Source organism: Caballeronia fortuita, from assembly GCF_001544835.2.
GTDB classification, from domain to species: Bacteria; Pseudomonadota; Gammaproteobacteria; order Burkholderiales; family Burkholderiaceae; genus Caballeronia; species Caballeronia fortuita.
Genome location: NZ_FCNX02000004.1, coordinates 25462 through 47026 on the forward strand (window position 1 = coordinate 25462; position 21565 = coordinate 47026).

Below are 21565 nucleotides of genomic sequence, written 5' to 3' on the forward strand. Positions count from 1 at the left end.
ATCAATGAAGCCACCAAGTACGGAGACGCATGCGGACGCACAGGGCGATCGATCGTGCCAGGCGAAACACGCGCGCCGCTATCACCGCGATTGGCGCCATCATCACGGGCTTCGCGCTCGGCTGTCACGCGAACGCACGTGCCGATGCGCCGCTGAACTATTTCCTACACGCCGACGGCCCCGCCGCCGCGCCGACGATGCGCCTCGGCTGGGCGCTCGCCGCACTGGTTATCGTCGTGGCGCTGATAGTGAGCGTGTTGCTCGTCGGGGCCATCGTGCGCAGGCGTCCACCGCCGACTGAGCGCGATGCATCGCACGTGCAGGGCGAAGGCGGCGGACTGCATTGGGTGTGGATCGGCACCGGCGTTTCATCGGTCGCGCTGTTCGCGACGCTCGCGTATGTGCTCGTCACGCTCGAATCGGTCGCATCGCCGCGCACCGCGCCGGGTCTCACCATCGCGGTCACCGCGTATGACTGGTGGTGGAAGGTCGACTATCGACGCGCCTGGCAAAACGATGCAGGCGTCACGACGGCGAACGAGATACACATACCCGTGGGCGAGCCGGTGAAGATCGAATTGCGCAGCGCCGACGTCATCCACGCATTCTGGGTGCCGCGTCTCGCGGGCAAGACGCAGACCATACCGGGCGTCGTCAACGAGCAATGGATCGAAGCGGATCACGCAGGGGTGTATCGCGGACAGTGCTCGCAATTCTGCGGCGCGCAGCACGCGCATATGGCCTTCGAAGTGATCGCCGAGCCGCGCGCGCAATTCGATGCGTGGTACGCCGCCCAAGCAAAGCCCCATTCCACCGATGCCGCCGATGCCACGGCGACCGCCGGACAGCGCCTGTTCCTCGACCGATGCGCAGGCTGTCACACCGTGCGCGGCAGCGAAGCCAGCGGCGCGCAGGCACCCGATCTCACGCATCTGAATTCGCGCAGACTCATCGCGGCGGGCACGCTGCCGAACACCGCATCGAATCAACTCGACTGGATACAGCACGCGCAACGCATCAAACCCGACTCGCTGATGCCGTCGATCGCGCTTTCCGCATCGGATGCCGCCGCGCTCTCCGACTACCTTCGGACACTGCAATGACCGAACACGCCACATCGCCGCCGCCGCTGCAACGCACGCTCAACGTTGGCCGTATCGAACCGGGCAGCGTCGAAGAGCGCAAGCTGCGCGCGCTATGGGAAGCGCCGCCTGGATGGCGCGGCTGGCTCTCGACCGTCGATCACAAGAGCATCGGCTTGCGCTATCTCGTCACCGCGTTCGCGTTTCTGATCGCGGGCGGCGTCGAGGCGCTCATCATGCGCGTGCAGCTCGCGCGCCCGAACGCGACGCTGCTCACGCCCGAGCAATACAACCAGCTCTTCACGATGCACGGCGTGACGATGATCTTCCTCTACGCGCTGCCCGTGCTGTCCGGATTCTCGAACTATCTGTGGCCGCTGATACTCGGCGCGCGCGACATGGCGTTTCCGCGCCTGAACGCGCTGTCGTACTGGATCTTTCTCTTCGCGGGACTCTTTCTCTATGCGAGCTTTCCGTTCGGCGAAGCGCCCAACGCGGGCTGGTTCAACTATGCGCCGCTCGCCGGGCTGACGTACAACACCGGCCCCAACATCGATGTCTACGCGCTCGGCATGGTGCTGCTCGGCATCTCGACAACGGTCGGGTCGATGAACTTCGTCGTCACGTTCCTGCGGATGCGCGCGCCGGGCATGTCGCTCGATCGCGTGCCGGTGCTCGTGTGGGGCACGCTCACCGCGTCGGGCGGCAACCTGCTCGCGGTGCCGTCGGTGAGTCTCGCGTTCTTTCTGTTATGGCTCGACAGACGCATCGGCACGCATTTCTTCGATGTCGTCAACGGCGGCCGCGCGCTGCTCTGGCAGCATCTGTTCTGGATCTTCGCGCATCCGTGGGTGTATGCGGTCGTGCTGCCCGCGATGGGCATCGTCTCCGATGCGCTGCCGGTTTTCTGCCGCAGGCCGCTCGTCGGTTACCTGCCGGTCGCCTTGTCGACGGTGGCGACGATGGTCGTCGGCTTCGTCGTGTGGATCCACCACATGTTCGCGACGGGCATTCCGGCGCTCGCGCTCTCGTTCTTCGGCGCGGCGAGCATGGTGATCGCGATACCGAGCGCGGTCGCGACCTTCGCATGGATCGCGACGATCTGGACCGGCAGGCCCGTGTTTCGCGTGCCTTTTCTCTACTTCGCGGGCTTCGTGTTCCTCTTCGTGATCGGCGGATTGTCGGGCGTGCTCACCGCCGCCGTGCCGTTCGACTGGCAACTCACGGACACCTACTTCGTCGTCGCGCATCTGCATTACGTGCTGCTCGGCATCAACGTGTTTCCGGTCATCGGCGGGCTCTACTTCTGGTTTCCGAAATTCACGGGACGCATGATGAGCGAGCGCATCGGGCGCATCGGGTTCTGGATCCTCTTCGCGGGCTTCAACATCGCCTTCTTTCCGATGCATATCGCAGGCTTGCTCGGCATGCCGCGACGCATCTACACGTATGCGCCCGACATGGGTTGGAACACCGTGAACATGATTACGTCGATCGGTGCGTTCCTGTTCGCGTTCGGCGTGCTCGTGTTCATGTGGGACTTCGTGTACAGCCTGAAGCGCGGTCCCGTCGCGGGCAATAACCCCTGGGACGCGCCGACGCTCGAATGGTCGACAGCCTCGCCGCCGCCGCCCTATAACTTCGCGGTCGCGCCGCGCATCGCGAGCCGTCATCCGTTATGGGAAGAACGCATATCGGGCACGATGCGCTCGCGTCTTCACGAGGGCTATATCCTCGACAAAGGCCGCGAAGCGCTCGGCACCACCGCGCTCGACGGCGATCCCGACGTGATCCTCAAGATGCCCGACGATTCATATGCGCCCTTCTGGCTGGGCGTCGCATCGCTCGTGTTCTTCAGCGGGCTCGCGTTGACCGCATGGTGGCTCGCGGCGCTCGGGCTGATCGGATGCGGCGCGGCCATCGTCGTGTGGCTATGGCCGCGCCGCGAACTCGGCCAGCGCGACGATAGCGCGCAGCCGCACGAATCGGGAGCGCACTCATGAGCGATCTCGCGGAAACGTTGCCCGAGCGCGCGCGCCTGCCCATCGGCAGCCCGGGCGAGCGTTCGGGCGGCTGGTGGGGATGCCTCACGCTCGTCGCTACCGAAGCCGCGCTCTTCGGCTATCTGATCTTTTCGTATTTGTATCTCGCGTCGCAGACCACGCAACGCTGGCCGCCCGAAGGCATGCCGAAGCTCGGCCTCGGCATCGCGAATACGTGCATTCTTCTGTCGAGCAGCGTGTTCGTGTGGGCGAGCGAGCGCTTCGTGCGGCGCGGCAGGCGCGGCATGGGCGTGCTCATGCTTGCGATAGCGATTGCACTCGGCGCGATCTTCGTCGGCATACAAACGATGGAATGGGCCGATCATCCCTATGGCCTCACGACGCATCTCTACGGCTCGCTCTACTTCACGATCACCGGGTTTCACATGATGCACGTGCTCGTCGGTCTCGTCGTGCTCGCGTTCCTGCTGCTGTGGACCGCGCTTGGCTACTTCGACCGCGCGCGTTCGGCGGCGCTGACCATCGGCGGTCTTTACTGGCATTTCGTCGATGTCGTGTGGCTCTTCATCTTCGCGACGCTGTATCTGTCGCCTTACGTGCTGGCGCGATGAGATGAACGACGCATCGCGCATCGACGGCAGACAACATCCCGCGCGCCCCGGCGGCATGGCGCTCGTCGCCGGTCTGCTGCTCGCGCCCCTTGCATGGATGATGCAGACGACCTTCGCGCAGACCATCGCCGCGTGGGGCTGCTTTCCGCACGAACGTCCGGTGCGCGCGCCGGCGATGCCGTGGCTCGAACAAGGCATCGTGCTGCTCGCGATCGCCGCGTTGCTGCTCGGTGTCGCAGGCGGCGTCATCGCGTGGCGCAACTGGAAGCGAACCGGCCAGCTTGCATCGATGTTGAAGGAGCACGGATCGATCGACAGACACGCGGCCCGCGATGCGTTCATCGCGCGCGCGGGTGCGTTGTCGAGCGGGCTCTTCGTCTTCGCGCTGGTCGCCACGGATCTCGCGTGGCTGCTCGTCGCGCCATGCGGAGGACGGTGATCGTCATGGACATCCGACGCCGCGCGTTGCTGTGCGCTTTCACGCTGATCGCATCGATGCAGGCCGTTTTCGGACAGACGCCCGATCTCGTCGCGCGCGGTGCTTATCTCGCGAAGGCGGGCGATTGCGCCGGCTGCCACACGGCCGCGCCCGTGCCCGGCAAGCCGCAGCCGCATCCGTTCGCGGGCGGCCTGCCGATGGGCTCGCCCTTCGGCACGATCTGGTCGAGCAACATCACGCCGGACGCGGAGCACGGCATCGGCCATTACACGTACGAGGACTTCGCGCGCGCGTTGCGTGAAGGCGTCGCGCCGGGCGGCAAGCATCTTTATCCGGCGATGCCGTATCCATCGTTCGCGAAGATCGACGACGCCGACATGCGCGCGCTCTATGCGTACTTCATGCACGGCGTCGAACCCGTCGCGCAGTCCGCACCCGAAACGCATCTGCCGTTTCCGTTCAATCAGCGCTGGGCGCTCGTGTTCTGGAACTTCGCATTCGCGCCCAACGAACGCTTCACGGGCGATCCGAAACGCGAAGCGCAATGGAATCGCGGCGCGTATCTCGTGCAATCGCTCGGGCATTGCGGCGCGTGCCATACGCCGCGCGGTCCCGCTTATAACGAACGCGGCTACAGCGAATCGTCGCGCACGTATCTCACGGGCGGCACCAACGATCACTGGTACGCGCCGGACCTGACGGGTCTGCCGGGCGCGGGTCTCGGCCGCATCTCCGCCGACGACATCGCCGCGTTCCTCAAGACCGGCCACGGCGCGGGTCTCGCCACGTTCGGCAGCATGGTGCAGGTGGTCGAGGACAGCACGCAATATCTCGACGACGACGATCTGCACGCGATCGCGTCCTATCTCAAGAGCCTGCCCGCGAACGGCGACGGCGGCACCTTCGATGCGCGCTCGCGGTCGGCGCGGCAAAGCATCGCCGCGTTGCGCACCGGCGACGACGAACGCCCCGGCGCGGGTCTCTATCAAAGCGCATGCGCGCGCTGCCACAAGAGCGACGGCGCGGGCGAACCGTTCAAGTATCCGCGGCTCGCGGGCAATCCGGCCGTGCTCTCCGCGCAGACCGATTCGCTCGTGCGGCTGGTGCTGCAAGGCGGGCAGGCGCCTTCGACGGAACATGGCCTGGAACCGAAGAAAATGCCCGCGTTCTCCGACAAGCTCACCGATACCGAAATTGCGCGCGTGCTGACGTTCGTCCGCTCGGCGTGGGGCAACCAGGCATCGCCCGTCACGACACGCGATGTGCGGCGCATGCGCGACGCGGTCGGCCCCGGCGCGCGACAGTGACGCGCTTATGCTGGAACGCCCCATGCTGATTCGATCGCATGGCCGCGCATGCGGTCGTCTTTTTGAACGCACTGGAGCACGACATGAGCGACAACGCATACCCACGCCCGCCTTTGCCGGCACAACAGCAAGACAGCCGCCCCGGACTCACCGCTCCCATGGACCCCGCGCCCGATCACGGCGAATCGAGCTACAAGGGCAGCAACAGGCTCGCGGGCAAGGTCGCGCTCATCACGGGCGGCGATAGCGGCATCGGCCGCGCGGTGGCGATCGCCTATGCGCGCGAAGGCGCGGACGTCGCCATCTCGTATCTCAATGAACAGGGCGACGCCGAGGAAACCGCGCGCTGGGTCGAGAAAGCGGGACAGCGCGCGCTGCTCCTGCCAGGCGATATCACCGATCGCGAGCATTGCAAGGAGATCGTCGCGAAGACGGCGGAAGCGTTCGGCCGTATCGACGTGCTGGTGAACAACGCCGCGTATCAGGCGACCTACGACAAGCTCGAAGACATCAGCGACGACGAATGGGACAAGACCTATTCGACGAATATCGGCGCGATGTTCCGCATCACGAAGGCCGCGCTCGCGCACATGAAGGAAGGCAGCGCGATCGTCAACACGACGTCCGTCAACGCCGATGCGCCGAATCCCGGGCTGATCGCTTATGCGAGCACCAAGGGCGCGATCCAGAACTTCACGGGCGGGCTCGCGCAACTGCTGGCCGATCGCGGCATACGCGCGAATTGCGTCGCGCCGGGGCCAATCTGGACGCCGCTGATTCCATCGACGATGCCGCCATCGAGCGTCGAAAAATTCGGCACGCAGACGCCGATGAAGCGCCCCGGCCAGCCCGCCGAACTCGCCGCCGCCTATGTGATGCTGGCCTCGGATGAAGCGAGCTACATCTCCGGTGCGACCGTCGCAGTGACGGGCGGCAAGCCGATCATCTAAGCACCGCCGATGGCATAGCGAATGCTCTCGACAAGGTATGTAGTGCTCCGCGCGAACCCGCCTGGAGCCGGCGACGAGAGCGGGCGCAACGCGCCCGGACGATCATGCAATCAGACATGCTGAGAATGGCCCGCAAGTCCGGAATGACGATTCTGCTCGACGGCAGGATCGGCAAGGAAGCGTATATGAGCGTGAGCGGTTCGACGGACGCGTTGCAGCGATTCGCGCACGACGTGCGCGTCTCGTTGCTCAAGCGGCCGAAGCGCACCGCGCGCGCGGCGCGTTCGCGCAACGTGAATCCGCTTGTCACGGCGCGCATGCGCGAGCGCATCGCGGCTGGCGCGCATCGCTGGCGCACGCCTCACGCGCCGCGTCTCACGCTCAGAGGTCGTTCCTCATCTGCTCGATGCGAGCGACGATGAGCAAGCGATGATCGTTCATCGCCGTCAGCGTGTCTTCGAGCGTGCCGAGCAGCCTGACGGCGGACGTCGTGTCATGGCCGGATGAACTCAGCTCGCGGATGATTTCCTGTTGACGCCGGATGCGTGCCTTGCCGTCTTCGATATCGCGGTCGGCGCGGACCAACGCGTCGCGCTCGTCTTCGAGATCCATGTGAACCTCCGTCTGCACTCATTCCTCGGCGGGCGAGCTCGTCTGCACCGCGTCGCGCAACAGTTCGACGAGCCGTTCCGCTTCATCGATACGCGCCTGTTCGATCTCGATCTGATCGTGATTGCCCGCGCGCTCGGCCCAGCGTTGCCGCTCTTTGGCGAAGATCACGCGCTCGTGCACCGCGCGTATCGCGGACCAGATCGCCGCTTCGGAATTCGATTCGATACCTTCTTCGAGTGACAATCCGGTGAACGCGTGGCCCGTATGACATCGATAACGCATCGGGCGATCGTCCTTGATGCGCCAGAGCGCGCCGCCGCAATCGGGGCACGTCAGCGCCGAACGCTCGCCGACTTCGTCGAGTTCTTCCGGATCGGACAATCCGTTCGCGGCGATGCGCGCCTCTTTCTCGAACACTCGATTGTTCATCTGCGCCACCTCGGACACTCGTTCGGACGACGCGCCCCGCACGGCGGCCTGAATGCATTTGGAGAGTTCGTCTTCCATGCAAAGCAGATCGGTGCCGCACGATTCGAGCGCGGCGCGCGGCATGCTCGGCGCTTCGCAATCGTCCGGATTCTGCACGATGGCGAAGCCTTGTTGCGCGCGGATATTGGCGAGGCCCGCGGCGCCATCGTCGAGATCGCCGCTCATCACGACGCCGACGACGCGCGACCCGTATTCCATCGCCGCGCTGCGAAAAAGCGGATCGGCGGCGGGGCGCGCGAAATTCTCCTTCGCGCCCTCGTTGAGCCACATGCGCCCTCTCGACATCACGAGATGCCGGTCCGGCGGCGCGACGCGAATCACGCCGCGCTCGACCTCTTCGCCGTTCGTTGCATAACGCGCGGCGAGCGGTCCCCAACCGGTGAGCAGATCCGGCAGCACGCTCGCGTGACGGCCGATATGCAGCACGATGAAGATCGACGCCTGCAGATCGGCGGGAAGCTGGCTCACGAGCACCTTCAGACCCTGAAAACCGCCTCTCGATGCTCCGATCACCACGATGTCCCGTTCGAGCATAGTGCCTCCCATCCTTAGAGGGAAGCAATCACCGGACCGGCTATTGCTCAGGCGTCGCGTCTTTTCGCGCGGACGGGTTCGAGCAGTACGTCCAGCATATGAAGCAGTTCCGGGAAATCGACCGGTTTGGTGAGATGCGCGTCGAAACCCGCGCGGCGCGCGGCACGTTTGTCCTCGTCACGCCCGAACGCCGTCAGTGCGATCGCCTTGAGACCGGCGAGCGAAGAATCGGCGCGCACGCGTCTGACGAGTTCGTATCCGTCGATGCCGGGCAACTGGATGTCCGAGATCAACACGTCGATCGCGTCCTTTGCGAGCAGTTCGAGCGCCTGCTCCGCGCTCGTCGCGACCTGCACCGTCGCCTGTTCGAGCTCGAGCAGCGCGGCAAACGACGCGGTCGCTTCGATGTCGTTGTCGACGACGAGCACGCGCGCACCCGCGACGGGCCGCGCGCTGTCCTCGCCATGCGACGGAGCCGCCGCCTGCATCGCGGCCGCCGGCAGCCAGACCGACAGCGTCGTGCCGCGGCCGAGGCCGTCGGAGCGTGCCTCGATGCGCCCGCCATGCATCTCCACGAGTTGCTTCGCGAGCGCGAGCCCGATGCCGAGTCCGCCCGACGCAGGATTGCGTTTGCCCTGGCGGTACATGTCGAAGATATGCGGCAGCGCGGACTTTTCGATGCCCTGCCCCGTGTCCACGACATCGAGACGCACCATGCCGCCGTCGCGCGCGATATCGAGCTGGACGGAGCCGCCGCGATCCGTGAACTTGAGCGCGTTCGACACCACGTTCCAGAAAATCTGCTCGCAGCGCACCGCATCGGCGAATGCGTAGAAGCTCTGCGCGCGGTTGCTCATGCGCAACTCGATCCCGCGTTGCGCGGCTTCGCTTTCGCCGACATCGGCAATGCGCGCGAGCACGGCCGCGACATCCACAGGAGCCATGCTGAGCGCGAGCTTGCCGGTGCGCACGCGCGACAGATCCAGCAGATCGTCGATGATCTGCGCCTGGCCGCGCACCGCGCGCCGGATCGAATCCGCGGTTTCCTTCACCACTTCGATGCCGCGCGTTTCCGGCAGGCGCGGCAGCATTTCCGCCTTCATGCCGATGAGATTCAGCGGATGCTTCAGTTCGTGCGACAGCATCGCGATGAAATCGTCCTTCAACTGATTCGACAGCGACGCCTTCTCGCGTTCCGCATGTTCGTGCGCGAGCGCATCGCGGTTCTCGTCCTCGCGCATCTTGCGCTCGGTCAGATCGCGCGCGATCTTCGCGAAGCCCGTGAACGACGGATCGGAGATCGGCGTCACCACGCCGCTGCAATACACGCGGCGTTCGTCGCGCGTCACGTGCCAGCGTTCGTCGTCGGCGCGTCCTTCGCGCGCGGCGATGTCGCGCTCGCTCGCGGGCACCCGTGCCTCGCGATCTTCCGCGCTGTAGATGAGCGCGATGTTCTTGCCGACGACTTCCTTCTCCGCGAAGCCGAAGATGCGTTCCGCGCCCGCGTTCCACGTGACGATCGTGCCGTTCGGGTCCTGCACGATGATCGCGTAGTCGTTGGTGGACTGCGCGACGAGCCGCAGACGTTCTTCGCCGATGCGCGCCGATTCCTCGGCCTGATGCCGCGCCGTGATGTCGATGAGCGTGAGCACCGCGCCGTCGATGCGGTCATCGGCCGTGCGATACGGCAGAAGGCGCATCAGATACCACTTGCCGTCCGAGCTCTCGACTTCGCGCTCGATCAGCTTGAGCGTTTCGAACGCCTGTTTCACGTCGTCCGCGAGCGAGGAATAGCGCAGCGAATGCGTGATGTCGAAGAGCGAGCGGCCGATGTCGACATCGATCAGCTTGAACACGCGCGTCGCGCTCGTCGTGAAGCGCTTGACGCGAATCTGCTTGTCGACGAACACGGTGGCGATCTCCGTCGCCGCGATGATGTTCTGCAGGTCGTCGTTCGCCTTAGCAGTGTCCTCGACGCGCGCCTGCAACTCGGCGTTGACCGTGGTCAATTCTTCGTTCACCGACTGAAGTTCTTCCTTGCTGCTTTCGAGTTCTTCGGTCGCGGAGCGCAGTTCTTCGTTGATCGCCTGCAATTCCTCGTTGGACGCCTTCAATTCCTCGACGGTCGTCTCGTGCTGCTCGATGGTCGTCGCAAGCTGCTCGCGCGTGTGCTGCAATTCGCGTTCGAGCTGCACGAGCAGCGGGTCCTGGCCGCGTTCCTCCGGCAGACCTTCATCGGCCATGTGTTCCTGAACTTCGTCGAACAGCACGAGGAAGAAGTCGGCGTTGACGCCGGTGTCGTGGAACGGGCGCACCGTCATGTTGACCCACACCGCGCGGCCGTCCTGGTTGAGCTTGACGCGGCGCGCTTCGACGCTGCCGCCCGTCTGATGCGCGCGAAAGAGCGTCGTGCGCAGATCGAGCCTCAGTTCGGGCAGCACGAGCGCCATGATGTTCGACGACAGCTCGCCGCCGCCGTGACGCAGGAAGCGCCCGGCTGTCGTCGACAGATGCACGATGTTCGAATCGCGATCGACGACCACGCTCGGCGGCGCGTATTCCTCCAGCACGCGCTGATGCAGCGCCGCGAAAGAGAAGCTGCGGCGCTCGGGCGCTTCGGGGCCAGAAGTCATGTTGGCGGGCACGGTGGTGGTGATCAATTCCTCGCGCGGCGCGATGTTGGCAGGTCCGAGCGACGGAAACGAAACCGGCGGCTTCACGCGGTTCAATACCGTGCGCGCGCGATAGATGCGGCTTTTCTTGTCGACGATGGTGAAAAGGTCGTCGGCGGTATCGGCGGATTCGGCGGTGCCGAGAAAGAGATAGCCTCCCGCGCGCAACGCGAAGTGAAAGAGTTCGAGCACTTGACGCTGCACCGCGCGATCGAGATAGATCAGCACGTTGCGGCAGGAAATCAGATCGAGATGCGAAAACGGCGGATCGCGCAGCAGGCTATGCGCGGCAAACAGAATGCGCTCGCGCACCGATTTCACGATCTGATAACGCCCGCCCTCCTGCTTGAAATAGCGGCGCAGCAGCTCGGCGGGCACATCGCTCGAAATGGAGCTTACGTAAGAACCGGCGCGCGCCTGCGCGATGGCGGGCTCGTCGATATCGGTGGCAAACACCTGATAGGTCGTCTCGAAACCGGCGGCCTCGCGCGCCTGCGCAAGCATGATCGACAGCGAATACGCTTCCTCGCCGGTCGAGCAGCCGGGCACCCACACGCGGATCTGCGATTCGCCCTTCGTGCCGTCGAGCAATTGCGGCACGACATCGCGGCGCAGCGCGTCGAAGGCGTCGCGGTCGCGGAAAAACTGCGTCACGCCGATCAGCATGTCGGCGAGCAGCGCGGTGGTTTCGTCCGGATTCGCGCGCAGATAGTCGCGATAAGCTCCGATGTCGCGCAGGCCGTTCACCTGCATGCGCCGCTCGATGCGACGCAGAATGGTCGCGCGCTTGTAGTGCCGGAAATCGTGGCCGGTGCGCACGCGCAACTGCATGAGAATGTCGCCGAGCGCGCGCTCCGCGCCGCCTGCCGTAGGCGTGCTTTCCTTTTCAGCCGCATCTGCGCCTTCCGTGATCGGGAGATGGATGCGCTTCGCGTTGTTCCAGAGGTCGAGCAGTTTCTCGGGCATGTCCGCCGCGGGCAGGATGAAGTCGACCTGGCGCGTGGTAATGGCGTGCTGCGGCATTTCGGCGAAATGCGCGTCTTCCGGCTTCTGCGCGACGGTGATGCCGCCCATCTCCTTGATGCGCGAGAGGCCCGCCGCGCCATCGGAGCCCGAGCCCGACATCACGATGCCGATCGAGCGCGAGCCGTGCGCCGTCGCGAGTGTCGCGAAGAAGTGATCGATGGTCGTGGGCGAGCCGCGGCCTGCGCGGTCGAACGCCTGCAAATATCCTTCGGACATCTCCAGATGCTTGCCCGGCGCGTTGATGTAAATATGATTCTTTTCGATGGCCGTGGTCGTGGACACCTGCATGACGGGCATGTCCGTCACGCGCTGCAAGACTTCATCCGCGCGACTCAGATGGTCCGACGCCAGATGCACGATCACGACGAACGCCATGTCCATTTCGGCCGGCGCGTTGTCGAAGAAATTGAGCAGCGCCTCGATGCCGCCCGCCGACGCGCCCATGCCGACGACCGCAAACGGCAAAGGTTCGAAGCGCTCCGACGTCTCCGCCTTCGATCGACCGTTTGTCATGTCCGGGATTCCTCCGAGTCCATCCTTTCTATCCGATCACCTTGCATTTTTTTCTTCGAGTTCACTAGTGAGCCCTCACACCGGCGCACCGGCGTGAACTTGTAATGGAGTTGTCGCACCTGAGCGGGCCGCATATGTTAGCGGCGACCATTGTAGTGTATGCAAATGGACGATCCGGTTGACGTATATTGCGCGAAGCCTTTCGCGCATGACGCAAGCGCAGAAGAACAGGACGAGAACCACGGCGCAAGGGCGCAGGGAAAGATGCCGTAAGGATGGAACGCGGATGGCCCGCGCGATTCGCGTTATTTCGAATCGTTGGCGGCACGCTGCGCCGGTTCTTCCGGCTGCATGACTGCCCGCACCGGACCTTTGCGCGGTTGCATGGCGTTGGCATTGCGCAGACGCATGATGGTCTGCCGCGACGTGTTGAGCGAGCGCGCGATCTCGGTCACGGTCGCGCCTGTATCGAGCGCGAGTATGGCCTGACGCTGCTGGGCATCGGTCAGCGAACTCGGACGGCCTTGGGCGACGCCGCGTTCCTTCGCGGCATTCGCCGCCTCGCGGGCGCGGCTGCGGCGCGTGATGTGCTCGAGTTCTTCGGCAAGACGCAGCGTCTGGATGAACGCGCGGCCTTCTTCCGAGCGCAAGTCGCTCTTGCCGTAGGCGAGACACACGGTCGCGATGTCGCGCCGGTCGAGCAGTTCCAGCGTCGCGATGACGTCCTGAACGCTGCAGCCGAGACACCAGAGTTTCGTCGTGATGAGCGTGTCGCCCGCCTGCAGCCGCCGCAGCACGCGCTGAAAAGCGGGGCGCGAAGGCGCGGAGATCGTGCAACTGCTGCGCTCGACGAAGACTGCGCTCATATCGACGAAATAGCCGGCCGCGTCGATCTCGAGCAAGTCGCGCTCATGAGTCGGAATACCTCTGCTTTCCTCGAAGACATACACGACGATTGCCATCGTTCTGACCTTTTTCAGTTCACGAAGCGCGCGCTCGGAAGACGCCGCGAGACGCGCGCATAAAGGCAGTATGACAGCCAAAAAGCACCGTTCAACGTACGGAATCCATGCAATCTGCACGCAAGGGCGGCGTATTCGGACACAACACCGAGGACGGTCGAGGGCGAATTGGGATCAGGCTGCGGCGGCCGAACGGGCGACGCGCCGGTCCACTTCGTCCTTGCCGGCCGAGAGTGCAAAGTTGCGCGCCTCGTCGGCGGACGGGAAATGGCCGAGCACGCCTGTTGCGCGTTGCAGTCCGTCGCCGTCGCAAATGATGGTCATTGCCGCGTACAGACCGCCGTCGAATGCGGCCATCGGCGTAATGACGAAACCGCGATAGATGATTCGAGGCTGATTCATGGCGCCCTCTCTCTTATCTGATGACTGTCTTTCGCTCTTTTCGGGCGTTGTCCGCCCGGAGACTGTGCGCAAATTGTCCATCAGAAATATGTGCTGAGGATTGGGGAAAACCAGAAACCCGTTACGTCCAGAAAGCATCCTTCAATGCGGCGGCATCGTGCGTGTCATAGCTCGGGCTGCGCGATATCCGCCTTTACGACCTGTTCGCCACGTTCGAGCGCGGCGGCAACCGCATCGGCTTTGGATGCGAACGGCCCGATGTCGCCTACGCCATCGAACGGAAACAACAGCTTTCCGTCGGTTTTGCGCACGACCTTCAACGTGCCGAAGAAGCCGCTGCCGCTGCTGCCGCGATACGACGCGTAGATCTGGAAGTCGTCATCGCTGACGCCCGGCGTGGGGGTCATCGTGCGCGTAGGAAAGAGTACGAGCTTGGGGCGCTTGCCAACCGATTGAGTCACGGATACTCCGGGCGTCGACTGATGCTTCATTCTGGAACAGCCGCGAGGCGTTCTCCACGTACGGAAACGGCGCCTTAATGCAAGGTTCATCGGCTTGACGCAGATGCAAACGCTCGCACGACGTCTTCAACGGCGCGCCTCCGTCGCCATTCTCACTGCAAGTCCGGCGAGCACCGTGCCCATCAACCAGCGTTGAATCAGCAGCCACGCGGGGCGGCGTGCGAGGAAAAGCGCAATCGATCCGGCTGTCATCGCGACCATCGAATTGACGGTGATGCTGAGCACGATCTGCACGACGCCGAGCACGAGCGATTGCCCGAGTACGCCATGTGACGGATCGATGAACTGCGGCAGCAGCGACAGATACAGCACCGCGATCTTCGGATTGAGCAGGTTTGTGACGAAGCCCATCGTGAATAGCTTGCGCGGGCTGTCCACGGGGAGTTCGCGCACCTGAAATGGCGAACGTCCGCCCGGCTTCACCGCTTGCCACGCGAGAAAGAGCAGATAGAGCGCGCCGCCGAAGCGCAACGCGTCGTAAGCGAATGGAACCGCGATCAGCAGCGCGGTGATGCCGAACGCCGCGCACAGCATGTAGAAGACAAACCCGAGCGCGACGCCGCCGAGCGAAATCAATCCCGCCGTGCGGCCCTGGCAGATGGAGCGCGAAATCAGATACACCATGTTCGGCCCTGGCGTGAGCGCCATGCCGAGTGCGACGAGTGCGAATGCGAGCAGTTGAGGCGTGTGAGGCATGAGACGGGCTCCGGCGAGAGAAAGGTCGATGCATTCTCACGCGCGCAACCCGGCGGCGCCAGATACAGAACCGGCGCCGCCCGTCGATACACCTGCTTAGCGCATGCCGCCGCTGGCGATGAGGCTTTCGCCGGTCATCCAGCGCGCATCGTCCGATGCGAGGAACACGGCGATCGATGCGATATCGTCCGGCTGGCCGAGACGTCCGAGCGGCGTTTGCGTGAGCGCGGCCTTGTCGAAATCGGAATCGATGATGCCCGCGGTATGCGTGCCTTCGGTCACCACAACGCCCGGATTGATCGAATTGACACGGATCTTTCTCGCGCCGAGTTCGCGCGCGAGCACGCCGGTGATCGCATCGACGGCGCCCTTGGTGCCGCTGTAGACCGCGCTCGTCGGCGGCGTGATGCGCGTTACGACCGAGCTCACGTTGATGATGCTCGCGCCTTCGCCGAGATGCTTCGAGGCGGCTTGCGTCGTGAGCAGCGTACCGAGCACGTTGATGTTGAACTGGCGGTGGAAGTGTTCTTCGGTGATGTCTTCGAGCGCGGCGAATTCGTAGACGCCCGAGTTGTTGACGAGGACGTCGAGCCGCCCGTAAGTTTCGATAGCGGCATTCACGATGCCTTGCGCATCGGCCGCTTTCGAAACGTCGCCGCCGACGGCGATCGCCTTGCCGTTCGCCGCGATTATTTCCGCGACGACCGCATCCGCGCCTGCCTTGCTGCTTGCATAGTTGACGACCACCGATGCGCCTTCGGCCGCGAGCGCCTTCGCGATGCCCGCGCCGATGCCTTTCGATGCGCCCGTGACGACCGCGACCTTGCCTGCGAGTTTGCTCATGATGAATTCCTTGAAGAGATTATTTAATGCCCGGATGCGCCGTCGCGTGTTCCTCGATCGGCGCGACATGTTGAAATTTAGACATCTCTTCGAACGCGATAAAGCAGCGTAGAGTGAAAAGACTTGAAGCCTCACGCGAATAATCGGCAAAGCGCACATATGGACGCGAATTTCACCGGACGCATCCCCGAACTTTACGATCGGCTTTTAGTACCGATGCTCTTCGCTCCCTACGCCGAGGACATCGCGCAGCGCGTGGCGGCGCGCGATCCGTCGCGCGTACTGGAGACGGCGGCGGGCACCGGCGCGCTCACGCGCGCAATGGCGCATGCATTGCACGCGCATGTCGAGATCGTCGCGACGGACCTCAATCAGGCGATGCTCGATCGCGCCGCGATGACGCCCGTCGAAGGAAACGTGACGTGGCGGCAAGCGAACGCGCTCGCCTTGCCGTTCGACGATGCGAGCTTCGATATCGTCGTTTGCCAGTTCGGCGCGATGTTCTTTCCCGACAAGCCGGCCGCGTTCGCGCAAGCGCGGCGCGTGTTGCGGCCCGGCGGCGCGCTGCTGTTCGACGTGTGGGACCGCATCGAGGAAAACGACTTCGCCGACACGGTCACCGCGACCCTTGCCCGCGTTTTTCCCGACGATCCGCCGCTTTTCATGCAACGCACGCCGCACGGTTATTTCGACAAGGAAGCGATTACACGCGATCTCGCCGCGGCGGGCTTCGATGACGCGCCGCTTTTCGACACCATCACGCGAACGAGCCGCGCGTCGTCGGCGCGCGATGCGGCCATCGCGTATTGCCAGGGCACGCCGTTGCGCAACGAGATCGAAGCGCGCACGGGCGCGAGCCTCGAGGATGCGACATCGATATGCGCCGATGCCATCGCGGCGCGCTTCGGCTCGAGCGCGATCGATGGGAAGACTCAGGCCCACGTCATCGCGATTCAACGCTGACCGAGCACGCGTTCGAGCCACGCAAGCAGCGTCTGCGAAGCACATGCCGCGCTTCTGAAGCCGATGTGTCCATCGGGCCGCACGGCCCACGCCATGCCGTTCCTCGCGCCGTACGCGCTGGCGAACGCGCCTGCTTCGTCGCTCAGGCACCGATACGCTTCGGGCGCGGCTTCGAACGACGCCGCGCTCGCGTAGTGCGCCGACACGATCAGCACCGCGCTCGCCGCCGTGCCGAGCGCGTCGCGCCATGCATCGACAGCGGAGGCGAATGCGGCGAGCCGTGCGCCGTCGGCATCGCCATCGATATACGCGACGAGCGTGTGACGGCCGCGCCCGAGATGATCGTGCAAGCGTTGCGCATGACCGATGAACGCTTCGACAAGACCGCCCGCTTGCGGCGCGCGATCGCCGGGCGCGGGCCATTCGGCGGCCATGTCGATGCATTCGTCCGCGACGATCGGACTGCTGCCGCGATAGCCGACGAGCAATTGCGTCTCGCGCATCGCGGGCTTGATCTCGCCGTGCGCGAGAACGGTGTTCAACGCGCGGCTCGTCGATTCGACGACATCCAGTCCCACGGGCCGACGCTCCGATTCGTAACTGTCGAGCAGCGTTTCGCGCGCAAGTCCGCGTGACGCGAGCGTGAGCTTCCACGCGAGATTGTGTGCGTCCTGCAGGCCGGTGTTCATGCCCTGCCCGCCGACGGGTGGATGAATGTGCGCGGCATCGCCCGCGAGAAAGACGCGCGCGCGCGAATAATGTTGCGCGATCCGATGACTCACGCGATACACCGACGACCAGCGCATCGACGAAAGCCGCGTGCCTTTCGGCAGGATCGGCAGCATGATGCGGCTGATTTCATCGAAATCGGGCGTGGAGTTCAGCGTGTGGCGCGTGGCATCGTCGGGTAGAAGGACCATCGAGAGACGATAGCGGCGCGCCGAACCGCGCACCGGGAGTGCTGCGAGCGTGGTCGGTCCCGAACCGCCTTCGCCCGACACGTTGAAGCGGTACATGCGTCCGCGCGGCAGATTCCATTCGACATCGACATCGGCGAGCATGAAGGTTTGCGGGTACTGATCGCCTTCGAAGGCGATGTTCAGATGACGCCGCACCGTGCTGCGCGCGCCGTCGCAGCCGACGAGCCAGCGGCATCGAATGGTGCGGTCCTTGCCGCATGCGTCCTGTATGCGTGCGTCGATGTAATCGCCCGATTCGATGAAATCGGCGAGCGTCGCGCCATATTCGACGTGCCCGCCGTTGCGCGCGAGCGCGGCTTCGAGAATGCGCTCCGTCTCGAACTGCGCGAGCGACAGCGCGCCGTACGGCAGACCTCGACGCGCAATCTCGGCGCTGAACGCGGGCGCGCCGTCCTGGAAGGTATCGGCACCGGTGAGCCATACGCCCGCATCGATCGCCTCGCGCGCGATGCCGAGATCAACGAACAATTCGAGCGTTCGTGCCGTGACGCCCAGCGCCTTGACGAAGAAAACGCGCTCGTCGTGTGCGTCGATGACGCGCACGTTCACGCCATCGCGACGCAACTCGGCGGCAAGCATCAGACCGACGGGGCCCGCGCCGGCGATCAGCACATCGGTCGTAGCGAACATGATGCGTTTTCTCCTGATGAAACCGGCGAATTTGTAGAGAGTCGTCAGGGAGGATAACCGCTGTATGCGTGCCTGTTGCGATGGAATTTGCACGTTGAGCACCGTCGCGGACACGAGCCGCGCAGCGAATATGACATGTCATGGCGAGTGAACAAAGCGGCGGCTGAACGCTCTCGCGCTATGATTGACCATCGCACGATGACAACGACAGCCGAATATGGCCCGACGAAGCAAACAGGAAGACACTCAGGCGGAGACCCTCGACAACGCGGACGAAGACGCATCGTCCGGCGGCGGTTCCAGCTATCTCGTGCCGGGCCTCGAACGCGGCTTGCGCATCCTCGCCGAATTCTCGGCGCGCGAGCCGGTGCTGGGGGCGCCGGAGTTGTCGCGGCGTATCGGCATTCCGCGCACGACGACGTTTCGTCTGCTGCAGACGCTCGAAGCGCTCGGCTTTCTCGAACGCGTGAACGGCGACCGAAATTTCAGACTTGGCGTCGCGGTGTTGCGGCTTGGCTTCGAGTATGTGAACTCGCTGGAGCTAACCGATTTCGGCACGCCGATTCTCGAACGTCTGCGCGATGCGACCGGCCTTTCCACGCATCTGCTGATCCGCGATCAGCGCGATGTCGTGTTCGTCGCAAAGGCGCAGAGTCACGAGCCGCTATTCAGTTCGGTGAAGGTGCATGTCGGCACGCGCCTGCCTGCTCATGCAACGGTGCATGGTCATGTGCTGATGGGCGATCTGTCTATGGCTGCGCTCAAGGCGCTTTATCCTGAGGCGCAACTGGAGAAGTACACGGAGCGCACGCCGGGGACTGTCGAAGAGTTATACGAGCGTGTGCGGGAATGCGCGGCGCTCGGTTACGGGGTGAGCGAAGCATCGTTCGAGCGGGGGATTTCGGTGGTGACCGCGCCTGTGCGGGATCATTCGGGCGCGATCGTGGCGGCGGTGGCGGCGACCGTGCCGCGGTCGGATATTGGCGTCGACGATGAGAAAGCGCGTCTCGTCGCGGAGATCTGTGGGGCCGCGGGTGAGCTTTCCATGCGGTTGAATTATCGGCCTTTAGCGGGGAGATCTGGTGCTGCTGTTGTTTGATCTTTTTTCGCCGGATCCCAATTGTTTTGTGGTCTATTAGCACTGCCCCTGTGCTAATAAGCCGATGACGAAACGGGATCCAGCGACAAAAAATCAGAACGAATGATGCACCCCCGCCAACACGATGACCTGATTCGCCGTACTCGAAACCCCCGCCGTAAAGAACGCAGCCTTCACTCCCCCAGTAGCATGCTCATAAAGCGCATTGACGTAAAGCTGCGTCGACTTCGACAACATATAGATATCGCCGATTTCAAACTGCGTCCAGCGCCCGCCCGCGAACGTCGTCGTCGCCGCGCCGCCCGCGATCCAGTTCCACGCGACCGGCTTGAACGTCACGCCGGCATCGTATGACTGAAACGTGTCCGAGCGTCCGTTCGACTGCAGCTTCACGCGCGTATAGAGTCCGTGCACCACGAACTTGCCGATCTCATAAGACGCGCCCGCGCCCATCTCTTCCTGCTTGTCCGCCATGTAAGTCGTAGCCGGCTGGCCCTGGAACGTCGTGAGTCCGGTCGTCGCGATCGCGGGCGTGCGATTGTGCTCGTTCGAATATGTAGCCGCCGCCTTGAACGGACCATTCGCATACGTGATGCCGAAGCCGTAGTTGCGTCCCGTCGAGAAGTTCGTCGTGTTGCCGAGGCCCATCATCGCGCCGGCAGAAAAGCCGTAAAAGTTCGCCGAGCGGAATTTCACCGAGTTGTCGTAAGGCACGACGCCCGTATCGGCAAGTTGATCGATATTGCCCGGATGGAACGCATACCAGCTCGCCGCAAGATACGCGGTCGAGAGCGGCCCGAGCATGTCGAAGCTGAATGGCGTCTGATGCCCGAGCGTCAGCGTGCCGACGTTCTCCTGCTCAAGCCCGAGATACGCCTGCCGATTCCACAGCGTGCCGGCCTTCGCGAAGTTGCCCGTGTTCGTATAGAACCCGTTCTCGAGTTGCGCGACGGTCTTCAAGCCGCCGCCCAGATCTTCGACGATGCGAAAGCCCCATCGATCCGGCTGCATGTTGCCCTGCTCCTCCATCCACTTCGGATGGCCGCCGACATTGTTGATGTACGCGATGCCGGCATCGAGGCTGCCGTATAGCGTAACGCTGCTTTGCGCCGATGCGCCGGTCGCCACCCCGGCTCCGATGAGCCCCGCTGCGATGATGTGCTTCACCCTTCGTTCTCCTGACCGTATGGTTCGAACGCGGACCTCGCCCGCTTTCCTGTTCCGGGTTGCGTCAGTTATTGCGCTTCCCCGGATGACATTTCTGTTGAATCGCTTTACGTTCCATCTATGGATCAACGTACTGCCTATGGAAAGTATAGTGAGCTTTACGCGTCAAAAAAATAAATTTAAGACGCGCTCGGGTAGACCCTGAGTCACGCCTTCGACGGCAGCGGCGCTGCGGAAAAAGCCTACAAATCAATGACAAGCGGGTGTTCTTACCGTCAACGTCAATTCTCGAACGCTTGGACTTCAGTGTTTTCACCTAGAGATTCATGTTTTTATTTTTTCTCGCTCGGACGACTCCTATAATCACCATACACGAACTGTTGTTCCTTTAGTGGAACACATCCGAACTAGAGAACAGGGTGAGAGATGTCTGAACAATGGCGCTGCGCCGGACATGCCGGCGATCTGTCGGAAGACGCACCGATCGAATTCAAGCTCGATGACGGCGCGGAGATCGGTATTTACAAGGTGGGCGACGCGCTGTACGCGCTGGAGAACGTCTGCCCGCACGCATATGCGCTGCTGACGCAAGGCTTCGTCGATGGCGACACCGTCGAATGCCCGCTGCACGAAGCGGTGTTTCACATTCCCACGGGCAAATGCCTGAAAGAGCCCGGCGGCCGCGACCTGAAGACGTATTCGGTCCGCCTCGCCGGCGAGGAAATCCAGATCAAGGTGGCGTGACATGGAAAAAGTCGTGAACTTCAATCCGCATCTCAAGCCGTGGCTCGCGCCGCAGCCGAACAACGTCGCCGGTAAAGGCGTGATCGAGAAGCCGGGCGAAACGGAAAACTTCATCTGGCAGACGCGTAAGGCCGAGCCGACGCAATACGAAAACGACTTCGGCGATGCGCTCGAACGCGTCTTCGAAGCAGGGGCGCTGGAGCTGGATCAAGTCGTCGCGGGCCTGAACAAGGACGGCTTCCGCACGCCCGAAGGCGCCGCATGGACCGCCGATCGCCTCGCCGCCGAACTGCGCACGCTCGCCGAATAAAGAAGGAGCA

The 21565-nt window shown here is 63.6% G+C and carries 21 protein-coding genes; 11 read left to right on the forward strand and 10 right to left on the reverse strand.

What is annotated here, in order from left to right; genetic code table 11:
* Window positions 1-29 precede the first annotated feature (29 nt).
* The 7 genes from coxB (at window position 30) to AWB77_RS09200 (ending at window position 6814) form a co-directional block, all read left to right on the forward strand.
* Window positions 30-1103: a cytochrome c oxidase subunit II gene (coxB, locus tag AWB77_RS09170; protein WP_061134128.1), complete on the forward strand. Its 1074-nt coding sequence runs from the start codon at window positions 30-32 to the stop codon at window positions 1101-1103.
* Complete coding sequence (gene ctaD, locus AWB77_RS09175) at window positions 1100-3085, forward strand: cytochrome c oxidase subunit I (protein WP_061134129.1); 1986 nt, start codon at window positions 1100-1102, stop codon at window positions 3083-3085. The genes coxB and ctaD overlap by 4 nt, the downstream gene beginning before the upstream one ends.
* The gene (locus AWB77_RS09180; protein ID WP_061134130.1) at window positions 3082-3696 is read left to right on the forward strand and encodes a cytochrome c oxidase subunit 3; all 615 of its coding nucleotides are present in this window, start codon (window positions 3082-3084) and stop codon (window positions 3694-3696) included. Before ctaD ends, AWB77_RS09180 begins: the two co-directional genes overlap by 4 nt.
* A 1-nt stretch (window position 3697) precedes the next feature.
* Window positions 3698-4135, forward strand: coding sequence for a hypothetical protein (locus tag AWB77_RS09185; protein ID WP_061134131.1), 438 nt, complete (start codon window positions 3698-3700; stop codon window positions 4133-4135).
* Between the two features lie 5 nt (window positions 4136-4140).
* Window positions 4141-5442, forward strand: a complete 1302-nt coding sequence (locus AWB77_RS09190; protein WP_374728681.1) for a c-type cytochrome — start codon at window positions 4141-4143, stop codon at window positions 5440-5442.
* Window positions 5443-5525: 83 nt separating this feature from the next.
* Window positions 5526-6392, forward strand: a complete 867-nt coding sequence (locus tag AWB77_RS09195) for a glucose 1-dehydrogenase (RefSeq protein ID WP_061134429.1) — start codon at window positions 5526-5528, stop codon at window positions 6390-6392.
* Between the two features lie 116 nt (window positions 6393-6508).
* On the forward strand, window positions 6509-6814 hold the full coding sequence (locus AWB77_RS09200) for a hypothetical protein (RefSeq protein ID WP_167354133.1): 306 nt from the start codon (window positions 6509-6511) through the stop codon (window positions 6812-6814).
* On the opposite strand, the gene AWB77_RS09205 is transcribed toward AWB77_RS09200, so the two are convergent.
* The 8 genes from AWB77_RS09205 to AWB77_RS09240 form a co-directional block, all read right to left on the reverse strand.
* Window positions 6774-7004: a hypothetical protein gene (locus AWB77_RS09205; protein ID WP_061134134.1), complete on the reverse strand. Its 231-nt coding sequence runs from the start codon at window positions 7002-7004 to the stop codon at window positions 6774-6776. The two genes, AWB77_RS09200 and AWB77_RS09205, sit on opposite strands and share 41 nt — an antisense overlap.
* A gap of 18 nt (window positions 7005-7022) precedes the next feature.
* Window positions 7023-8027 (reverse strand): chemotaxis protein CheB, encoded by a 1005-nt coding sequence (locus AWB77_RS09210; RefSeq protein ID WP_061134135.1) that lies wholly within the window; start codon window positions 8025-8027, stop codon window positions 7023-7025.
* Between the two features lie 47 nt (window positions 8028-8074).
* Window positions 8075-12238 carry a CheR family methyltransferase gene (locus tag AWB77_RS09215; RefSeq protein ID WP_061134136.1) on the reverse strand — a complete coding sequence of 1388 codons (4164 nt, stop codon included), beginning with the start codon at window positions 12236-12238 and terminating at the stop codon, window positions 8075-8077.
* A 305-nt stretch (window positions 12239-12543) separates the two neighbouring features.
* Window positions 12544-13200: a recombinase family protein gene (locus AWB77_RS09220; RefSeq protein WP_061134137.1), complete on the reverse strand. Its 657-nt coding sequence runs from the start codon at window positions 13198-13200 to the stop codon at window positions 12544-12546.
* 174 nt (window positions 13201-13374) lie between these two features.
* Complete coding sequence (locus AWB77_RS09225) at window positions 13375-13602, reverse strand: hypothetical protein (protein ID WP_061134138.1); 228 nt, start codon at window positions 13600-13602, stop codon at window positions 13375-13377.
* Window positions 13603-13766: 164 nt separating this feature from the next.
* Entirely contained in the window at window positions 13767-14063 is a 297-nt protein-coding gene (locus tag AWB77_RS09230) for a DUF6723 family protein (RefSeq protein ID WP_374728682.1), read from the reverse strand.
* Between the two features lie 126 nt (window positions 14064-14189).
* Window positions 14190-14819 (reverse strand): LysE family translocator, encoded by a 630-nt coding sequence (locus AWB77_RS09235; protein WP_061134139.1) that lies wholly within the window; start codon window positions 14817-14819, stop codon window positions 14190-14192.
* 96 nt (window positions 14820-14915) lie between these two features.
* Window positions 14916-15662 (reverse strand): glucose 1-dehydrogenase, encoded by a 747-nt coding sequence (locus AWB77_RS09240; protein ID WP_061134431.1) that lies wholly within the window; start codon window positions 15660-15662, stop codon window positions 14916-14918.
* Window positions 15663-15878: 216 nt separating this feature from the next.
* Between AWB77_RS09240 and AWB77_RS09245 the strand changes: the two genes are divergently transcribed.
* Window positions 15879-16625, forward strand: a complete 747-nt coding sequence (locus AWB77_RS09245) for a class I SAM-dependent methyltransferase (protein WP_244158506.1) — start codon at window positions 15879-15881, stop codon at window positions 16623-16625.
* Here AWB77_RS09245 and AWB77_RS09250 read toward each other — a convergent pair.
* Window positions 16616-18235 carry an FAD-dependent monooxygenase gene (locus AWB77_RS09250; protein WP_061134141.1) on the reverse strand — a complete coding sequence of 540 codons (1620 nt, stop codon included), beginning with the start codon at window positions 18233-18235 and terminating at the stop codon, window positions 16616-16618. The two genes, AWB77_RS09245 and AWB77_RS09250, sit on opposite strands and share 10 nt — an antisense overlap.
* A 217-nt stretch (window positions 18236-18452) precedes the next feature.
* On the opposite strand from AWB77_RS09250, the gene AWB77_RS09255 reads away from it, so the two are divergent.
* The gene (locus AWB77_RS09255) at window positions 18453-19334 is read left to right on the forward strand and encodes an IclR family transcriptional regulator (RefSeq protein ID WP_061134142.1); all 882 of its coding nucleotides are present in this window, start codon (window positions 18453-18455) and stop codon (window positions 19332-19334) included.
* 93 nt (window positions 19335-19427) lie between these two features.
* Here the strand turns inward: AWB77_RS09255 and AWB77_RS09260 are convergent, their stop codons facing one another.
* On the reverse strand, window positions 19428-20501 hold the full coding sequence (locus tag AWB77_RS09260) for a porin (protein ID WP_061134143.1): 1074 nt from the start codon (window positions 20499-20501) through the stop codon (window positions 19428-19430).
* Window positions 20502-20927: 426 nt separating this feature from the next.
* On the opposite strand from AWB77_RS09260, the gene AWB77_RS09265 reads away from it, so the two are divergent.
* Window positions 20928-21245 carry a non-heme iron oxygenase ferredoxin subunit gene (locus AWB77_RS09265; RefSeq protein ID WP_008345991.1) on the forward strand — a complete coding sequence of 106 codons (318 nt, stop codon included), beginning with the start codon at window positions 20928-20930 and terminating at the stop codon, window positions 21243-21245.
* Window position 21246: 1 nt separating this feature from the next.
* The gene (locus AWB77_RS09270; protein WP_061134144.1) at window positions 21247-21555 is read left to right on the forward strand and encodes a recombinase-like helix-turn-helix domain-containing protein; all 309 of its coding nucleotides are present in this window, start codon (window positions 21247-21249) and stop codon (window positions 21553-21555) included.
* The last annotated feature ends 10 nt before the right edge of the window (window positions 21556-21565 follow it).